Origin of the sequence: Mycoplasma amphoriforme A39 (assembly GCA_000723365.1) — a bacterium.
GTDB classification, from domain to species: Bacteria; Bacillota_I; Bacilli_A; order Mycoplasmatales; family Mycoplasmoidaceae; genus Mycoplasmoides; species Mycoplasmoides amphoriforme.
In genome coordinates this window covers 274184-294587 of record HG937516.1, presented here as the reverse complement: position 1 = coordinate 294587, position 20404 = coordinate 274184, and the positions used below count along the sequence as shown (strand labels likewise).

Here is a 20404-nt window from a genome sequence, read left to right as displayed (position 1 = left end):
AATAAACCATGACAAACCCCATACTCGATAAATTTTTGAAACGAACCTCAGTTCGTTCTTACCAAACAACCCCTTTAAAGCCTGAAGATGAACAAGCAATTCTTAATGTCATTAACACTTCACCAACCTCCAGTAATGGTCACGCTTTTAGTGCAATTGTCATTAAAGATTTGGAAATGAAAAAAAAGATTGCCGGAACAGTTGCCCACCAGCAACAAATAATTCAAGCCCCATTATTTATTTTGTTTTGTGCTGACTGAAACCGGATTGACTATGTTAATAAGCAGGACAACTTAGACTTAATTACTAATGATTTTGATCAATTTATTGTCGGTACTGGTGATGCTTTTATTGCCGCTACTATGGCTCAAGATGTGGCTATCCAATTAAATATTTCAACCTGTTTTATTGGCTTGGTTCGCCGTAATTTACAAGAAATTAGGGAATGATTAAATTTATCAGGAAGAATGTTGCCCTTAATTGGCATGACTTTTGGCTATGCGTTAGAAGAAAATGACCTTAAACCAAAAATGAATCGGTTATATTTTGAAACTTATGATGCTAATAAAATTGCTGCAGAAGTCGACCAGTATAATTCAATTTTTGCTAAGTATTATGCCCAACGCAATTCTAACCAAAAAACCGATCACAATTGGTCAAGTTCCATGGCCCATTCGTACAAAAAAAGCAGGTCGCAAGCATCTGGTAGTTACGTGAAATCAATTTGAAAATTTGATTTATAAATCACATTAATATGAAATTGAAAAAAACGTTAGTTGATCGCTCTAAAAACAAACTTTTACACCACACGCCTTATGTTGATTTATACCAATCAGAAAAAGGTTTCTTTTATTGTCAAAGAAAAAATGTTAATAGCATTGCCGCATTATGTTTTCGTTATAATAATGGTAGTGTTGATTTTCTTGTTCATTACCAACAAATGCCCCAAATTGCTGAAAAAATTTACAGTACTGATTTTTATCCTTGCCCAATTACTGGTGGTTTTGATGGAAATGAATTACCAATTGAATGTGCCGTGCGTGAAGTTTATGAAGAAGGTGGATTAAAAATTAACGAAACTAACTTTGTGGCAATGACCAAAACGGTTGTTAGTACCCAAATGAATGAACAAGTTTTTCATTTTTTATTTGATGTGACTGGGATTATTCAAGAAAAACCAAAAACCGATGGATCGTATTTTGAACAATTTGCCGAAAACAAATGAACGCCAGTAAAAGAAATTAAAAACATTATTTTTAACGAAAATAATGTGAAGTTAAGTTCATTACACGTTTGTTACTTACTTTGACTAAAATATAACGAAAACAAAAATAACAAGTAGTCTATCAAATCATTTAATTTAATTTATTGCTTATAACTAACGTCAATCTTTGTGATTTGGATCCTTGTTTAAAATTGAAACATCTACTTTTTTCAATAAATTACTTCAATTTCTGTTAACTAAATGAAAACAGTTAAAATGATTTTCATTTAACAATAATCCATGACGATTGTTTACTAATTTTTATTATAATATGCTGAGATATTTTAAGTTTGATTTCCATGAATATAGTTAAGCCGCGCGGGACTAAAGACCGTTTTGATCAAGAATTTGATAAGTACGAAATCGTGTTGAATGCTGCGATCAAAACCGCCCAACGTTTTGGTTTTCGTCAAGTGCTTTTGCCAATTTTTGAACGGGCTGAACTATTTCATCGGCAAAATGAAGCATCTGATATTGTCAAAAAAGAATTGTATGAATTTTTTGATCGTGGTGCAAGAAAAATGGCATTACGCCCCGAGATGACTGCAGCGATGGTAAGAATGGTTGGCGAAAACAAACTATTAGCAACCCAACCCTTACCAATTAAGTTATTTACTCATGGCCCGGTGTTTCGGTACGAACGCCCTCAAACTGGAAGACAGCGCGAGTTTTACCAATTTGATGTCGAAATTATCGCTGGCAATTTGATCTATGATGTGGTTGATGTTATTAGTTTTGCTGATTGTTTTTTGACTGATTTAAATCTTCGCAACAAAACTTTATTAAAAATTAATTATTTAGGATCAATTAATTCAAGAAAATTGTGAATTAAAAGTTTACAAGATTACTTTTTACCTTTTAAAAATGAATTGTCCCAATTATCCCAAGAACGATTATTAGTTAATCCGTTAAGAATTTTGGACGATAAAACCGACAGCCAGTTAGATTTTGTTAAAAATGCCCCGAAAATTGAGCAATTTTTAACTAATGCAGAAAAAGAAACATTTGCTAAAGTTTTAGCAATTTTGGATCATTTAAAAATTGCTTATGAAATTGATCATCGTCTCGTTCGTGGTTTAGATTACTACACGGGAACGGTTTTTGAATTTGTTCAAAACGAAAGTACTTCACAACAGGCAACTTTAATTGCTGGTGGCGAATATGATGGCTTGGTTGCCGAATTAACTGGAAAAAACCATCCCGGAATTGGTTTGGCCATTGGCATGGATCGTTGTCTTGAATTATTGGATATAAAACTAATTGAAGAAAAGCACGAGTTAGATGCAATGCGGATTTTATTAATTGGTTTAGATGCGAAGTGATTTAATGATCTATATGTTGTGTGCTCACAATGACAAAAGGCAGGCATTCCGATTAATTTTAATAGTAGTGTTTTCAAGGTTGATAAAGCCATTAAACTAGCAACGCTTTGAAATTACCGTTACCTTGCAATTGTGGGTACATCTGAGTTAAATAACCAGACTATTGTAATTAAAGATTTAAGTACACATCAGCAAACAGTTATTTTGCAAACCGAACTTTGATCATGATGACAAAAGAGGAAATAATGATGGATTTTAGCCACCGTATATTTATCAAAACATTAAAAGAAATTACAAAATTACGCCAGGAAGTCATGGTCGTCGGTTGGGTTAAAAAAGTGCGCAAATTAGGTAATTTATGTTTTATTAACCTGGCTGATAAAACCGGCATGATTCAGGTTGTTGCTGAACAATCCTTTCATGATTTTGATCGTTTTCAATCCTTAACAAGAGAAACCGTCATTAGTGTTGTAGGAATCTTGCAAAAGCGTTCGAATCCTAATAACAATATTGATCTTGGCGATTTAGAAATAAAATTATCTAGTTTTTCAATTATTAGTGTTGCGAAAATTCCACCAATGATTATTGAAAACGAAACCGATGCACTAGAAGAAATTCGACTCAAGTATCGCTATTTAGATTTACGCCGCCCCATTATGCAATCGCGCTTATCTAGACGCTTTCATTTATTACAAGCCATTCGCAATTACTTACAATCCAAAGACTTCATTGAAGTGGAAACCCCAACATTAACTAAGCCAACTCCAGAAGGGGCTCGCGATTATGTTGTACCGACTCGCATGGGGAAAAATAAATTTTATGCATTGCCGCAATCGCCACAAATTTACAAGCAATTATTAATGCTTAGCGGTGTTGAAAGATACTTTCAAATAGCTCGATGCTATCGCGACGAAGACAGTCGCAAGGACCGGCAGCCCGAGCACACCCAGATTGATTTAGAAATGTCTTTTGTATCTGCAGAAATGATTCAAAAAACCGTTGAAGATCTATTCATTTATGTCTTTCAAGAAGTTTTAAACATTAAGTTAGAACAGCCTTTTTTAAAAATGAGTTTTGCTCATGCCATGGAACAATATGGCAGTGATAAGCCCGACATTCGTTTTGAATTATTATTAAAAAATGCAGCTCCGGTTTTTGTTGACAGCGATCTAAAAATTTTTAAAGAAATTTTAGCAAAAAACGGTTTTGTGCAAGCATTGCACTTGGAAAATCATTTAATTAGTCCTAAGCAAATTAGAGAACTTGAAAAAATCGCTAAAGATCATCATGCCAGCGGTCTTGCTTGAATTAGTTATGATGAACAACAAATCAAGGAAGGAAGCATTAGTAAATTTCTTAATTTTGCCAAATTAAAAACGCACTTTAAATTGAAAGAAAAGGGAACATTTTTATTTATTGCTGATCTAAAAATCAATACGGTGCGTACTGCATTGGGAGCAATTCGCAAAGCTTTAGGCGAAATGTTTCAATTATATGATCCGAATAGGTTTGCATTCTTGTGAATTACTGACTGACCGTTATACGAATGAAATGATCTTACCAATCAATACGAATCTGCTCATAACTTGTTTACCTCACCAAACCAAAAAACAATAAATACTTATCAAAGCGATAAAAAAACGGCTTTGGCCGATTCGTATGACTTAGTTTTAAATGGTTATGAATTAGGTAGCGGAGCCATCAGGATTAGTGACCCGCAATTACAAAAAGAAGTGATGCTTTCGTTAGGTCTTAGCGAAAAAGCAATCAATGAAAAATTTGGTTTTTTATTAGAAGCATACCAATACGGAGCACCCGTTCATGGCGGCATTGGTTTAGGGCTGGACCGGATTATGATGCTTTTAGAAAAAACACAAAGCATTCGTGAAGTCATTGCTTTTCCAAAAAATACACATGGCTTTGATTTAATGATGGAAACTCCTAGTGCGGTTGTTGACGAAGATTTTTTAAAAGAATTATCAATTAAAATTTTAGATTAGTCCTTTTTAATATAATAGTGGGATATGTCCAAGCATGTGAAAAAACAAAAACTTGATGTTCAAGTTCAGGGCAATAACATTCGGGTTAAAATTACCAACTCGATTTTAAAGTTTTCGCCAATTTATAAAACCAACAAAATAAAAATTCAAATTTCTTGAGTTTTATTTCTTGGTTTATTATCTGCAGTTTTTGGCGTTTTTTTAATTCAAAATACTGGCCTTTACCACACGGGGTTAAATGCGATTGCTGCCGGCTTTGCTCGATTTTTTTACTATTTAGTTTTTGAACAAACAAAAAATCAAACAAGATCGTTTCTTATTTTCAATTTCTTGTTTTGGGGATTATATTTATTATTAAATGTGCCTTTAATTGTTTTTTCAGCATTGAAAATTGGAAAAAAATTTACGATTTTATCATCAATTTACATTTTGACAGCAACCCTTGGGGCGTTAGCAATTTCGTTTATTCCCAATGTTAATAAGATTTTTTTGTTTGGTGATTTAAGAATTAATAATCCTAATTTCACTGATCGACATGTTGTTCAATTAGTTTTGTGAAATTATGATTTAGATGCCCAAAAACACCTAACCATTTTTTTATACGGTGTTTTGTGAGGCTTATTGCAGGGAGTAATTTTAGCCGGACTTTTAATTACCGATTGCTCAAGTGGTGACTTTGATTTTTTGGCAATATGGTACTCAGAATCACGCTACAAGGATATTAGTTTTCTTTTATTTATCACTAATGTTATTGCCTTAGTTATCGGTTATATTATCGGGACGTTTATTCCTGGTAGTTTAGCACTACAACAGATTAATGCCAATCCGATTGATCGAAGTGATATTGCTTTAAACTCACAAGCATGAAGTCCGGGGATTTTCTTTTCGCCAAATTTATTGTCTTCATTTCTAATGAGTTTAATTACAATTTTTCTTCTCGATTTATTGTTTCCTAAATTTCGCATGATGCGTGCTGAAATCTATTCATCGAAGGCCGAAGAAATTGCTGATGCCTTAATTGCTGATAATCGGCCTTACTCGCTAAGTATTCATGAGGTTAAAGGTGGCTATTCGAAAAAAACCCAGCAAATTTTAGTAACAAATTGCATGTTTTTAGAAACCGCTGATTTACTTGATGTCGTTAGGCGTTATGATCCGAATGCATTATTTGTATTAAGCGGTATTAAGAAGGTTGATGGTTATATTAATTTAACTAGAAAACAACCAGAAGATAAAAAAAATCCAGTTATTTTTTTTAAAAAGAAAAAACAAAACCCAAACGATACTAATAATTTAATTAACTTAAACCAAACTGACAAATTAATAACCGGGTGATCGATTACCGAAAAAAATGATTCACAAAAATAAATTATTAGATTATCAAAATGTTAAAAAACCTTAAACCAAAACACCAATTTAAAATTGAAGGTTCAATTGTTCGGGTTCGGATTGTTGATTCAATTCTGACTTTTTCTTCCATTCATCACGTTAAAAAACTTTGATTGCAAATTTTTTGAATAGTTTTTTTGGGAATCTTATCAGCAATTTTTGGCGTTTTAATTGTTGAAAATACCGGTTTATATGATATCGGTCTTAGTGCATTTAGCCAAGGAATTGGTCGGATCGCCTTTTATTTTATTTATGAAAAAACCCAGAACGAACCTTTAGCTTACGGGGTTTTTAATGGTTTATTTTGGGGTTTGTATTTAATTTTTAACATTCCTTTAGTGATTTTTGGATGATTCAAAATTGGCAAACGCTTTACTTTATTATCCATTTTATATATTTGTGTATCCACCTTTGGTGGTTTCATTTTTGCTTTTATTCACAATATTAATAAATTATATTTGCTTGGCGATTTATCTTTAAACAAGGTTCCTTATCTTGCTGATCATAATGTCCAATTAGTTTTTTGAAATTATAAATTTGATGCTCAAAAGCATTTTTCGGTTTTTATTTACGGAATTTTATGAGGTTTATTTCAAGCTGTTGTTTATGCTGTCCTATTAATTATTGACTGTTCAACCGGTGGTTTAGATTTTCCTGCTGTTTGGTATGGTGAAAGTCGCTATAAAGATATTGGAATTGGCTTAGCAGTTATCAATATTATTTCTTTAATTATTAGTTATATTATTGGTTCGTTTATTCCCGCCAGTTTCGCTCTTATCAAGATTCAAAGTAACCCCGCCTATTTATCTGTAATTGAATTAGAAACCAAAAACGGTTTAGTTTTAACGCTTGCCCGACTTAACACTAACCCTTGAAGCGTTAACTTATTTTTTTCACCTAATTTTTTATCTTCCCTTTTAATGAATTTATTATTAAGTTTGCTTCTAAACGTTTTGTTTCCTAAAACCCAAATGGTTAAAGTTGAAATTTATTCGGCTAAGGCAGATGAGATTTGTGATGTTTTAATTAGTGAAAATAAACCATACTCACTAAGTATTAATTACGTTAAGGGTGGATATTCAAAAAATATTCAAAAAATTTTAATTATTAATTGTGTTTTCATGGAAGCAGCCAAACTTTTACAATTAGTCCGAAATCATGACGAAAACGCCTTATTTGTTGTGAGTTTATTGAAAAAAATTGATGGGTATATTTTTATGCCTAAAAAAAATCACCCTTTCAAAAAATCGCGGCACTAAATTAGAAAGTTTAGAATATTTTTAACTAGAAATCCAATTTTAATGATTGTAATGATGGATAATAATTATTGATTCTCAAGTAAAATTATCATTAATTTCTTAAATTAAAATTTTTGTACAATAAAAATAATGGTGGTATACATTAGTGATAAATGGAGATTAATAATCAGGTAAGAAAATGCAGGCTTTTTTGAAGCGAAAACAATTTATAAAAATAATCTAGTGGTGTTTTATCATAAGGGCAAGATTGCTCATGCACCAACAATTGTTTTATGTCACGGCGTAGCTGCTCCTGCAGGTATTTTTGCGATTTTATATAAATATTTAGAAGATTATAATTACTATGAATTTGTTTTACCTGGTCATAATGAATTAGAGTACAAAAAAGAAGATTTGAACATTATTTCATACGGAAAATTAATTGCGAATTGAATTTAAGACTAACATTTAAAAAACGTTTATTTGATGGGTCATAGTATGGGTGGTTCAGTGGTTGCCATTGCTGAAAATAACTTACCAAAAAATGTCGTTAGCAAATTAATTTTATTAGCTCCATATAATTTTGCCTGCGTTAATGTTTGCAGTTATTTTGCCTTGAAAATACTACAAAATCCTAAATTACTCAAAAAAAGGTTTTTGGCAAAGCAGGATCAGAATATAAATGTTCAAGCTTTTTCTGATTTTCTATTTAGATATCACAAAGCGATTAAAATTTTAGTTAAAAGTCTTGTCTCGCTCCGTTCGATTAAAAACGCAACACACGCTTTTCAGAAGATTACCACGCCAACATATTTAATAACAGCCGAGAAGGATTTTTTAGTGCCTTCACAAAGAACCATTAAACATTTAACTAAAAAGATTAAAAATCTTCATTCTTTTGTCGTACCCAACGCATCTCACGCTATGTTTATTGACAATCCTGATTTGTTTATGAATCATATTCAAAAAATTCTAAATAATGACATCTAAGAAAAACATGAACGAAGTTACAAAGCCTCATTATTTAAAATGACTTGATTTAGAGATAACGATGCAGGTGATTAGTTAACTGCCATCTTAATTTCTATTTAAAATTTACAGGCATGCGTGTATTTTTCACATCAAAATATAATTTATCATGGAAATTTTATTTATTGTTAGTTGAATGTTATATAATCTTTTTAATTATTCTTAATTTATTTTCTGTGATTAATACATTATAAAAAAATAGGTTAAAATTAAAATCAACTTTCCGGTTATTTAGTATTCCAAAGTTATATTTTTTACAATAAATTAGCAACTGAACTTATTACTTTATAAGAAAAAAATTTTAACAGATTTTTATAGTGATGTTAGATAAACAAGATGATTAATACTTTCGAGAAAATATTTTTAAAAACCAACTGCCAACCTACTGATTTATGAAAAAACAACTAAGCATCTTTTTGCACTTTAGTTACTGACACATTTATCGCTCAATTAGTTACACATATAACATGTTGTTTGCTTGTTTAGATTTTCATTTATATTGGTTGTCATCAGTAATTTTTACAGGAGTTTTCTTTCTATGATTCATGAATTAGTAAAACCAATTCCAAATAAAGAACCTACTAAAATTTTTGCACTAGGTGGTCTTGAAGAAATTGGCAAAAACATGTACGGTATTGAATATAAAGATGATTTAATCATTATTGATTGTGGTATTAAATTTGCTGATAATGAATTATTAGGAATTGATGGCATTATTGCTAATTTCACTTATTTACACGAAAATGCTCATAAGATTAAAGCAGTTTTTATCACTCATGGTCATGAGGACCACATTGGTGGCATTCCTTACTTATTAAAAGAATTTAACATTCCTGTTATTTATGCTCCGAAGATGGCATCTGAATTTATTCTTCGAAAACTTCAAGAACACAAAGATGCTAAACCAACTAAAATCGAAGTGTATACGGATGATACTGTTGTCAAAACCAAACACTTTAAAATTGATTTTTACCGTGTGAATCACTCCATTCCCGATTCGTTTGGCATCTGTGTGCAAACGCCTAACGGGAACATTGTTGAAAGCGGTGATTTTCGTTTTGATTTTCAAGCAAAAGGTGAAGAATTTAATTTACAAAAAGTTGCTGAAATTGCGTCGCGAAAAGTTGCTTTATTTTTAAGTGAAACAACCAATGCTGAAATTCCTGGTTTTAGTTCTAGTGAAGAAAACATTTATGCAAATATCAATAAGATTATCAAAGAAGCGATTGGTCGCGTTATTTTGACAACCTTTGCTTCCAATACAACACGGATTAATAAAGTTATTGAAATTGCGTTAAGTTTAGGTCGAAAAATCTGCTTATTGGGTAAATCAATGGAAGCAAATGTTGCCATTTCGCGAAAAGTGGGCTATATCAATATGAGTGATACTGATTTAGTTAGTTCGCGAGATATTAAAAAATATCCTGATGAAAATATTATGATTTTATGTACTGGTTCGCAAGGCGAAGAACTAGCGGCTTTAAACATGATGGCACGTGGCAAACACCCATGAGTTAGTTTAAAACCGACTGATACGTTGATTATGTCATCCAACCCCATTCCTGGCAATTACGCTGATGTTGAATACTTAATTAATGATTTGTCTAAATATGGTGTTAACGTCTTTGAAAATTCGTCAAATTTTAAACTACACGCATCAGGACATGCTACTAAACAAGAATTACAGTTAATGCTTAAATTATTGAAGCCAAAATATTTATTACCAATTCATGGCGAGTTTAAAATGTTTCGTTCCGTTCAAAAAGCCGCTGAAGAAGTCGGCTTTGACAAAGAAAACGTGGTGATCGTTAAAAACGGAGATATTTTGCACTTAGTTCAAGGTGAACTGTTTTATACCGATCAATGTTTTGTTGCTGATCCGGTTTATATCGAAGGTAGTAAAACCTCTAAAAGTTCAGCTCAAGTTTTAAAAGAACGCCAAATTTTAAGTGAGGATGGTATTGTTACTGTAATCTTAACGATTAATCAAGAATTACACGAAGTTAATAACATTCCGATCATTGTTACCCGTGGCTGTTTTTTTGCCAAAGAATCAGGCTCTTTTATTACCAAAATGAGTTATGCAATCAGACAAGCGGTTAATGAAGAACTCAAAAAGTATAAAAATCACGCCAAAAAAATTAATCAGAACCTAATTTCAAAAATTTGCAAAAACATTGTTAGTTATTACGTTTGACGTAACAAACGACGTAACCCTTATATTATTACGCTCATCCAAGAACTTTAATTTAGTAGTTTTTATTTTTGTTTATCGCTAAATTTTTGCAAAAAATTAAACATATAATGGTGTTAAAAGTAACAAAAATTTTAATTTTATTTGCAATTTGTCAATATCATTTGAGTTAACCCAATTTTTGCACATGCAGTGATTAAAAGTTATAATAACATAATCTTGATTAGGAGCAATTTGTCATATTATGAGTAATTTATCACATGTAACAAGCCGCAAGGTTGCTATTATAACTGATACATCATCAACCATTAAACCCGAGGAAATCAAAGATGTTTATGTGATTTCGATGATGATTACGCTAGAAAATAAAAACTTAAAAGATGGCAGGGAAATATCGGCTGCTGATATTTTTAAATATCTTCAAGACAACCCGAAAAATGCCGACTTGAAAACTAGTTCACCTGTGACTATGGATATGGTTCAACTTGCGACTGAAGTTGCTCAAAAATATGATGAAGTGATCATTTTGCCGCTAACTAGCGGTTTATCAGCGACTTATAACCAATGAAAATTATTATTAGAATCAGAACTAAAAGCATTCAAAAACTTACATTTATTCCAAACAAACGATATTGCCATTTCCTTAAAATGATTGGTTGAAGATGTTCTTGATTTGCTTAAAAAGCATGCTTCAATTACTGAAATTACAACTTTTATTCAGGAATGACACTCGCGAATTGCTTGTACGGTTGTTTTGAATGATTTAACACAAGTTAAACGCGGTGGTCGGATCGGCAAAATCAAAGCAATTATTGCCGGATTGTTAAAAATTAAACCAATTTTACAATTTTATGGCGGTAAGAACACCTTGATTGACCGGGCTTTTAGCAACAAGACAGCGATTGAAAAAAGTTTTAATCTATTTGAAAAATTACTGGGAATCTCGAAAACATCACCAAAAATTATGCGTTTAGGTTTTTGTAATTCTTTTCGCGATAAAACCAGCATTAATGCGATTTTAAACGAATTAAAAGAAGTGGCTCAAGCCTATGGCGTGAAAACGATTGAACAATCTTTTATCACCCCAGTGATTTCAGCTCATACAGGTAATGACGCGTTTAGTATTAGCGTCTTAATTCATCCAAAAAATAAGTAGATCTGATTTCCTTTTTTATTAGGACGATCTTTTTTATATTTATTTTTATTTTTAACTACTAAAGTATTAAAATATAAGTGTTAAGTTTTGAACCGATTTATTCAGGCTCATAAATAATATGAAGGAGAGTTGGTACTAATTTTATGTCAAAAATTAAAATTGGAATTAATGGTTTTGGTCGGATTGGACGTTTAGCGTATCGTATTTTCATGCATAATCCCGAAGTTGAAGTAGTGGCTGTTAACGATTTAACAGATGCCAAAACTTTAGCTCATTTATTAAAATTTGATACTGCTCAAGGCGTTTTACCAAATAAAATTGCTGCTGATGCTAATAATAATATTGTCGTTGATGATAAACTAATTAAGGTGTTTGCTGAAAAAGACCCATCGTTGTTACCGTGGGGATCTTTAGGAATTGATGTTGTCATTGAAAGTACGGGCAAGTTTTTATCAACAGAAAAAGCAAGTTTACACTTGCAAGCTGGTGCGAAAAAAGTAATGCTATCAGCCCCGGCAAAAGATAAAAGCATTAAAACTATTGTGTTTAATGTTAATCATTGTATTTTGAATGCAAGCGATAAGATTGTTTCAGCAGCGTCGTGTACCACAAATTGTTTAGCACCAGTTGCTAAAGTTTTGAACGATAATTTTGGCATTATTTCTGGTGCTATGACCACCATTCATGGCTATACTGCTGATCAACGCATTCAAGATGCACCACATACTGACCTGCGTCGGGCTCGGGCCGCTGCCCAAAACATTGTGCCAACATCAACTGGTGCAGCTAAAGCCATTGGTCTTGTGATTCCTGAATTAGTTGGCAAAATGAACGGAATTGCCATTCGCGTCCCCGTAATTACTGGCTCACTTGTGGATTTAACCGTAACGCTTCAAAAAGATGCCACTGTTGAAAGTATTAACCAAGCCATGAAACAAGCCGCTGAAGATAATGAAAGTTTCTTGTACTCAGAAGATGATTTAGTATCATCAGATATTATTGCTGAAAAGCATGGTTCGATTTTTGATGCGAAATTAACGCAAGTGATTGAAACTAATGGTCAAAAACTTTACAAGGTGTACAGTTGGTATGATAATGAATCTTCTTATGCCCACCAACTTTGTCGGGCGGCAATTCACCTTGCTAAATTAGTCTAGGATTAACTAAAAATGCTTTACAACAAAAAAACATTAATGCAAACTAATGTTGAACATAAAACTGTTGTTGTGCGTTTGGACTTAAATGTTCCCATGAAGGATGGGAAGGTGACTGATTTTGAAAGAATTGATGGTGCATTACCAACACTAAAATACCTTATTGATAAAAAATGTAAAATCATCGTTTTAAGCCATTTAAGTCGTATTAAAACTTTGGAAGACAAAACTAAAGGAAAAAAAAGTTTAGCCCCAGTTGTATCGGCCTTACAAGAGCGTCTTGGATCTGTCAAAATTATTTTTAGTGAAGAAAACACTGGTAGCAGCGTTCAACAAGTTGCTAAAAACTTGCAGCCTACTGAAATTTTAGTTTTGGAAAACACTCGTTATAATGACGTTGATGATACGGGAAATGTCGTTAAAAAGGAATCAAAAAACGATCCTGATCTTGGTCGTTTCTGGGCAAGTTTAGGTGAAGTTTTTGTTAATGACGCTTTTGGTACGGTCCACCGAGCCCATGCTTCCAATGTTGGAATTGCTAAAAATATGGCTGATAGTTGCATTGGTTTTTTAGTAGAAAAGGAATTAACAAATTTGCAGAAGGTAACTGTTAACCAAAAACGTCCCTTTGTGGTTTTGTTAGGTGGTGCGAAGGTTTCTGATAAATTAGGGGTCATCACTAAATTGTTAGAAATTGCTGATCACGTTTTGATTGGTGGTGGCATGGTTAATACCTTTTTAAAAGCTCAAGGTATTGATATTGGTAAATCTGATTATGAACCAGATTTACTTGAGACTGCAAAAGATTTATTAGCTAAAGATCACCACCATAAATTAGTTTTAGCAATTGACCAGATGATTGCACCAACATTCGCAGATGTTCCAGGTAAAATTCGAAATGTTGATGAGTCGCTAGGAGAATTTAGTGATTATCTTTCCCTTGACATCGGCCCAAAAACAATTGAACTGTTTAAAACTTATTTACAAAAAGCCCAAACCATTTTCTGGAACGGACCGTTAGGGGTTTTTGAATTTGAAAATTTTGCAAAAGCTACTAACGAAATTGCCCAATTCATTGCCAATCTTACCACACAACACGGTGTGTTTAGCGTGATGGGCGGTGGTGACATCGTCGCGGCGATAAACAAAACTGGTCTTGGTAATAAAGTAAGTTTTATGTCAACTGGTGGTGGTGCTAGTTTGAATTTAGTCGAAGGTGCTAGTTTACCTGGAATTGACGCGATCGCTGATGCTAAATAGTTAAGTAAATCATAATTCAATTTTTTAAAACAACTTGCCACGCCTTGGTAGGTTGTTTTATTTTTAATTGTGTCTTCATTAAGAACAAAGTTATAGTTTGTACGAATAATTGCTTTATTTTCCATAAAAAATTTTATTTTTAATAATTTGTGTTTATAATTTAAACAGACGTTAAGGCAGAGGTATCACCGTTACTGGTGGTTGAGACATACTCTTATTGACTGATCAAGTTCATACTTGCGTAGTTAGTTCTTAAGTACAGTTTAAATGAATTCTTTGCCTATTGTTTTAATTTCAAAGATAAACCTATGGCAAAAAATTGAAAAAAATTACTAATAAAAATACCCTTAAACTTGCACTGCTACTTTAGGATGACTGTAGGTTTGCTGCTTCCTATCGTTTTATGTGCATCGGCTTGTTCTGTTCGTTCAAATCAGGCTAATGCTCCTATTCGATTTGTTGTTAACACTGACACTTCGTGATGAGTTCAAAAAACCAGCTCTAGGGCTATATCTGATTACCAAAATTTATTTAATCAAACTTTTTCAAAAATTAAAAAATCTGATAATAAATATCAAAACGTCAACGACATTGATTTTAGGATTGATAATGTCGGTGATTCCCAAGTTCGACTGCAAAACTTGATCAGTGAAAAAACCGATTTTAGTTTTCTTAGTATGGCAACCATTAGTTCACAACTAGCCCAAATGCACCAAGCAACTTTTGATCCTTATATTCAAACTTTAACAACAAGTTTTATTTATGATTATCAAAAAAATGAACCAACGCGTTTTAGTAATGATCAGGGAGTTGGTTTGGAAGCAATTGCCAAAAAAGCAACAGAAGCAGCGTTTAGTGACAAATTTAATGGTGCTAGCAATGTTGTTTACACCAGACTTACTGATAACGATTGGGACGGAGCAAAGTACCCGAAGTATTATAATAAGCCTAAAGAGACCGTCAAATATTACCGGGGGATGATTTTAATTAGTGGTACAGACACTGAGTTAAAAAAAATTCGTGAGGCCTGAAACAAAAAAACGCCCGAAGGTTTTCTAGAATTTGCCGAATTTGGTATTACCCATGGCCGACCAACAAGTGCGGGATCATACTTGCTGCCTCAAGCGTTAATTCGCAAACGCTTTAATCTAGGCAGCAATTGAAGTCTTTTAACTAGTGGCATTGATCGATCTAAATTACAAGAATCCAGCGGCTCTGAAATTGGTCAAAATCCAAAATTCAAAATTGCTTTTGATGATGAAGGATCATGGGCATGACAAAAAAATGATAGTTCCAAAAACAATAGTAACTTACCTAATTTATTTAATCCTGTAACTAAAGGTGCTAAAATCGAAGTTTTGTCGGTAACTGATCCGCTTTATTACGACTACGGAGTATTTAGCAATAAGTTTCGTAACAACCTATTACTCAAAGAATTAATCTTGCAAACATTCCGTGCTTTATCAAACGAGACTACCGAAAATGCCATCAAGGATGGTTTAGGTTTTTATTCTGGTTACAACGATTATGTTGCTGCTGAACCCTACCGTGATCTTATTGCAATTTACAATCGTTCCATTAATTAATTAAAACTGTTTTTGTTATGAATTGCTTGAAATTTACCAATGTTTCTTTAGCGTATCAAAAAAACTCAATTAATGTTTTAGAAGACATTAATCTTGAATTTTTTTCGAACCAAACGGTTGCGATTATTGGTTCTTCTGGAGCTGGTAAGTCATCATTATTTAAAGCTATTGCCAAAAATTTAATTTTTAATGCTGGTGCAATTAGTTATAATGGGGTTGCCATTAACCAAATGAAACGATTGCAATTCAAAAAGTACATTCTGAAAATTGGCTTTTTACACCAACGGCCAAATTTGGTCCCAACTGCAAGCGTTTTTGCTAACTTAAAACGCGATTATTATTTTGAAAAATACTGGATTGCTAATTATTTCAAAATTATTTCACCGAAATTAACAGACCGCTTTTTTAAGGTTTTAAGTAAACTGAATATTGGTAATTATCTTTTTCATAATGTTGAAGAATTATCCGGTGGCCAACAACAGCGTGTGGAGATTTCTAAATTACTATTAAAGAAACCAGAAATTATTCTTGCTGATGAACCAACTAGTAGTTTAGATACAGCAACTGGTTCATTAACCTTAAAATTACTTCAAGAATTAACCCGGTCGCTTCAAACCATCACTTTAGTTAGCATCCACACTTTAGACCTTTTAAAATCCGAATATTTTGATTATGTGCTAGCTATTAAAAACCGCCGGGTTTTGTTTTATAAACCAATTAACGATTTAACCCAAACCGATCTAAAACTTGTTTATGAATAAATATCAATGAAGACATCGCAATTGACTATTTAACTGGTATGTTAATGATAAAAACCAAACTACCAAAAAACAACTTCGTTTAGAATACAAAATTCTTTTGCTTCTTTTGGTTTTAGCTTTATCAATTTATCTACTAGTTTTTAGTAGTTATGGTTATAATCCATCTGGAATTAGACTTTTCCTCATTAACATCAGGCAATTATTTGGTTTTAAAAATTCGTCGTTTTTAATTGTCAATCGCAATTTGGTTGGATTATCTTTTGAGTGGTTATGATTAACCATTAAGTTAACGGCAACCGGAACAATTCTTGGTAACGGATTGGCATTAGTTACTGCTTTTTTAGGTGCAAAAAAATTAAAAAATTGGTGATGGGGCATTACTATTAGGCTAGGCATTTTGTTTCTTCGTGCTTTTCCAACCATTATTTTTTCTTTATTATTTACATCTACGTATAATGCCGAACTTGCAGGAATTTTGATTATTTTTTGGTTTAGCTGATTATGGCTTCACAAATATTTTATTGAAATTTTTGAAAATCTAGATTTAAGTTTTTATGAAAGTGCTCGATCACTAGGAAGTAATTTTTTTCTAGCATTTAAAAACGAAATTTACTTTCGGATTAAAGATCGAATTTATAGTTTGTTTTTCTTTAGTTTTGAGTCGAACATCCGTTGGATTTCTTTGTTAGCAGTCCTTGGTGTTCCTGGAATCGGTCAATTAATTTATGAACCAATTGTTTCCAATGTCTCTTGAACTGAAATCAGCATTCCGCTTCTAATTTTAATTTCGTTTAGTTTACTGCTTGAATTTTTTAGTGTCATCTTAAATAAATATTTGATTAAGTTACCATCTAAAACTCTTTCCAAGCGTTACTCAATTTATTCACAACAGTTCCGTTGACAAACAATTCTTTTTTATGGCATTTTTTTATTATTTGTGATTGTGATGATTTATCAATTAATTACCGTTAGGTACACATTAAAGCCAGGTGTTTCTTTTCTTGATTCGTTCTCGCGGATGTTTTTTTTAGATTGAGAAAAAGCTTATGCATTTAATAGTGCTTCGCCGCTATTTGAAACTTTAGTGGTCTTACAACAGGCGTTAGCCATTATTCTTTTCGTTTTTGTATTTGGTTTTGTTTTTGCCATCTTGCAAAACGAAAGAATTAATCACGTTATTTTTGCTTTTTTTATTAAAACACTTTTAACTATTCTTCGGATTTTACCGGGTATTTTGTTTTTTTATTTAATTAATCCAATTGTTGATAATGCGGTTAGCACCACAATTATTACCTTAACCATAATTAGTGTTACTAATATTTCTAAACAATTATCTTTATCGATTAATCATATTAATTTTGCGATTTATTACCAATACAAACTGGAACATAAAAATTACTTATGGATTGTCACTAATTACATTTATCCCCAAATTAAAAAAGATCGTATTAGTTTATTTAGTTTTGAATTTGAAAATATCATTCGTCATGTGATCTTTTTTGGAATCTTTGGATCAAGTGCTTTAGGGGGATTTATCCAAACCTTATTTAACCGCAAATTATATAGTGATTTAGGTACTTACATTTGACCGGTAATTTTTTTAATCATGATTATTGATTTGATATCTGCTGTAATCCGCTCGTTTGATTTTAATAATTGAATCAAATCCTTGAATTACTTTGTTTTAAAATTAAAAAATTGCAATTATCGTTAATTTTTGTAAAAAATTATCAATTCTTAAATTACTTTAAATAGGTAAAACTGATAACTACCTTGAATTTATTTCATTTTTCTAAGCAAATAAATTTGAAATATAAATTAACTAATATCTGCAGTTCGCAAAATTTGTTAGCCCGCTAATTTGCCCCTTTTTTAAATTTTAATTTAAAATTAATCTCCTTAAGTTTTGAGAATAGGTGTCGTATGAGCAATGTATTTATTAAAAGAAAATTTACCAAAAAATGAGCACTATCACTAACTGGTGTTGCCATTGTTGGAACAGGAATGGCTGCTGGTTCTGGGATTGCCCAAGCCGTATCAACCAGACAAGAAAACCAAAATGCTGATCTGCCACCAGTGCACGATAATACTCCACCAGCACAAGATGAGAATCAAGGTCAATCCAATTCTGATCTTGCTAGATCTGTTAAAAATTTTTTTAATAAAATCAAATATACCAATGTTGTTACAACTAACGTAAATAGTACTAGATTACCTTCAGAAGTTTTAAAGCAAAGCTATACAGTTAATGACATTAATAACGAAATTAATAATAGCAACCAAAGAATTCCAACTAATTCTTTAATTCCGAAAGGCCTTACTGTCGAGGCTTTTGGAATTGCAAACGATGCTTCGGGTACTTTAACAATATCAATAGCTTTAAAACAAGGCAAGAAGTATTTTAATCCAACAACTGGTGCTGAAGTTGTCTCGAGGGGTAATAACGTTAAAAAAATTGTGATCTCTGGATACCAAACTACAGCAGTTAGAAGTGTTAGAAATATCATTGAGCACTTTAATAAGTTTCCAATAACAAACCTAACAACAACAGAAAGTAATGCCCAAAGGACTGCTAAATCAGTTGCATCTAGCGTTACTAATCTGGCAACTGCGAACGCACAAATTAAAGATAAAAATCAACATATTCCTGATGCGTTAAGTGGTTTTCAATATGAGATTTCAGCATCTGGTGGTACTCAAGATGGCACGTTAATCATTAAAGTTGCTTTAAAAAAAGGTAATGATTTCTACAATCCTGAAACGGGCCTTAACACTGGGCCAACAAAACACACCAAAGACATTACCTTAAGTGGTTATCAAGCTCAAAAACAAGCAGAAGCCGATAAAGTTGCTGCCATTAATGCATATGAACAATTGCCTTATTCTACAAATACGAAAAATACAACCAGTCAAGCGTCGACAGTTAGTCAAGAAATTAACAAGGAAACCGATCCTAATAAAAAATTACAAAAAGTTAACGAACAAATTGCACCAAATAGTCCTATGCTTCCAAAACCTCCAGTTGGCTTTGAATATTTAATTGAAACTTCTGGCGAGGATAAGAATGGGAAACTATTCGTATTTGTAAGTGTAAAAAAAACTGGTGTGGAAAACGGTTTTTTCGACAATGAAGGGCTGAAATCAGAAACTCCTTTCTTTAAAAGAACGGAAATAAATGGTTATAAAAAATAGCCATAAACATTAAACCACCATTATTTACTTTACCTTAAAACAAAGATATAAGATATACTTCTAGATAATACTATTAAGCATACAATATCATTTATTCATTTAATCAGTTGGGAATTTAGTTTATAAACCAAATCTTAGTTTTGAATAAATTATTAGTATTTATATTTACTCATTTTTTATATCAAAGGTAAGAGTAAATTGATGATTTTGAAAGTTTAATCTGTGCTTTTTGCAATTTTTATTTAATTAACTTTTAATAAATGAGTATTTCAAAGTTTGATTAAAAAATAAAAACATTTATTTAAATTTAAGTTTTTATATTTATTTGTCGATTCATCATGTCTATAGCGGTTTTGTTATTAATTAAGAGGCAATATTAATAATCAAAAAATTGAACAAGATAATTAACATGCTAGACTACATGCAAATTGTATAAATAATGATTTCTTGTATAGCCGTTTTTGAGTTTAACTGCGTATAAAATGGGAAAAATTAGGAAGCAAATTACAAAAAATAATCTATTTATTTTATATTTTTAAAAATTATTTATTTTTCTTTTAGATTTAGATTCATGCACCTGAAGATTTTGATGTTATGGATAATTCTAGAATTATAAGAAGAATAGACGCTATACTTACATGTTTAAGAGTTTTAAATTTTGAAAAATTAAATTTTATTTTTATGAAAAACTAATTAAAACAATTTTTAATTTCTGAGAAAGCATTTTTTAGACACGAGATGATTTAGTTTCGGCTACATTTTTTAACATTTTCCATGATGCATAAATGCGTTGTTTTAAATTACTAGTCACAATTTTAGTCTTATAAATATTTTTAAAATCAGTTTTTATAAAGTCATC

Annotated in this window: 16 protein-coding genes; all 16 read left to right on the top strand. The window is 31.8% G+C overall.

The features are described 5' to 3' along the window. The first annotated feature begins 8 nt into the window (after positions 1–8). The 16 genes from ABDB96_RS01135 (at position 9) to ABDB96_RS01060 (ending at position 19545) form a co-directional block, all read left to right on the top strand. Positions 9–743 (top strand): nitroreductase family protein, encoded by a 735-nt coding sequence (locus ABDB96_RS01135; protein ID WP_343251686.1) that lies wholly within the window; start codon positions 9–11, stop codon positions 741–743. A gap of 11 nt (positions 744–754) precedes the next feature. After that, a complete protein-coding gene (locus ABDB96_RS01130; protein ID WP_343251685.1) occupies positions 755–1342 on the top strand; it encodes an NUDIX hydrolase in 588 nt (195 codons plus the stop codon). 221 nt (positions 1343–1563) lie between these two features. Then, positions 1564–2832 (top strand): histidine--tRNA ligase, encoded by a 1269-nt coding sequence (hisS, locus tag ABDB96_RS01125; RefSeq protein WP_343251684.1) that lies wholly within the window; start codon positions 1564–1566, stop codon positions 2830–2832. Beyond that, positions 2832–4586 carry an aspartate--tRNA ligase gene (aspS, locus tag ABDB96_RS01120; protein ID WP_343251683.1) on the top strand — a complete coding sequence of 585 codons (1755 nt, stop codon included), beginning with the start codon at positions 2832–2834 and terminating at the stop codon, positions 4584–4586. The genes hisS and aspS overlap by 1 nt, the downstream gene beginning before the upstream one ends. Before the next feature lie 36 nt (positions 4587–4622). After that, the gene (locus ABDB96_RS01115) at positions 4623–5954 is read left to right on the top strand and encodes a DUF2179 domain-containing protein (RefSeq protein WP_343251682.1); all 1332 of its coding nucleotides are present in this window, start codon (positions 4623–4625) and stop codon (positions 5952–5954) included. A 17-nt stretch (positions 5955–5971) separates the two neighbouring features. Beyond that, positions 5972–7234, top strand: coding sequence for a DUF2179 domain-containing protein (locus tag ABDB96_RS01110; protein WP_343251681.1), 1263 nt, complete (start codon positions 5972–5974; stop codon positions 7232–7234). Positions 7235–7459: 225 nt separating this feature from the next. Next, positions 7460–7672 carry a hypothetical protein gene (locus ABDB96_RS01105; RefSeq protein ID WP_343251680.1) on the top strand — a complete coding sequence of 71 codons (213 nt, stop codon included), beginning with the start codon at positions 7460–7462 and terminating at the stop codon, positions 7670–7672. 27 nt (positions 7673–7699) lie between these two features. Continuing rightward, positions 7700–8203 (top strand): alpha/beta fold hydrolase, encoded by a 504-nt coding sequence (locus tag ABDB96_RS01100; protein ID WP_343251679.1) that lies wholly within the window; start codon positions 7700–7702, stop codon positions 8201–8203. Positions 8204–8780: 577 nt separating this feature from the next. Continuing rightward, complete coding sequence (locus ABDB96_RS01095) at positions 8781–10490, top strand: ribonuclease J (protein ID WP_343251678.1); 1710 nt, start codon at positions 8781–8783, stop codon at positions 10488–10490. Between the two features lie 190 nt (positions 10491–10680). Further along, complete coding sequence (locus tag ABDB96_RS01090) at positions 10681–11592, top strand: DegV family protein (RefSeq protein ID WP_343251677.1); 912 nt, start codon at positions 10681–10683, stop codon at positions 11590–11592. Positions 11593–11735: 143 nt separating this feature from the next. Next, on the top strand, positions 11736–12749 hold the full coding sequence (gap, locus tag ABDB96_RS01085) for a type I glyceraldehyde-3-phosphate dehydrogenase (protein WP_343251676.1): 1014 nt from the start codon (positions 11736–11738) through the stop codon (positions 12747–12749). 12 nt (positions 12750–12761) lie between these two features. Continuing rightward, positions 12762–14006: a phosphoglycerate kinase gene (locus ABDB96_RS01080; RefSeq protein WP_343251675.1), complete on the top strand. Its 1245-nt coding sequence runs from the start codon at positions 12762–12764 to the stop codon at positions 14004–14006. Between the two features lie 383 nt (positions 14007–14389). After that, a complete protein-coding gene (gene cypl / locus ABDB96_RS01075; protein ID WP_343251674.1) occupies positions 14390–15592 on the top strand; it encodes an ABC transporter thiamine pyrophosphate-binding lipoprotein p37/Cypl in 1203 nt (400 codons plus the stop codon). A gap of 26 nt (positions 15593–15618) precedes the next feature. Next, positions 15619–16353 (top strand): ATP-binding cassette domain-containing protein, encoded by a 735-nt coding sequence (locus tag ABDB96_RS01070; protein WP_343251673.1) that lies wholly within the window; start codon positions 15619–15621, stop codon positions 16351–16353. Then, a complete protein-coding gene (locus tag ABDB96_RS01065; protein ID WP_343251672.1) occupies positions 16346–18067 on the top strand; it encodes an ABC transporter permease subunit in 1722 nt (573 codons plus the stop codon). Before ABDB96_RS01070 ends, ABDB96_RS01065 begins: the two co-directional genes overlap by 8 nt. A 209-nt stretch (positions 18068–18276) precedes the next feature. Then, positions 18277–19545: a lipoprotein 17-related variable surface protein gene (locus ABDB96_RS01060; protein WP_343251671.1), complete on the top strand. Its 1269-nt coding sequence runs from the start codon at positions 18277–18279 to the stop codon at positions 19543–19545. The last annotated feature ends 859 nt before the right edge of the window (positions 19546–20404 follow it).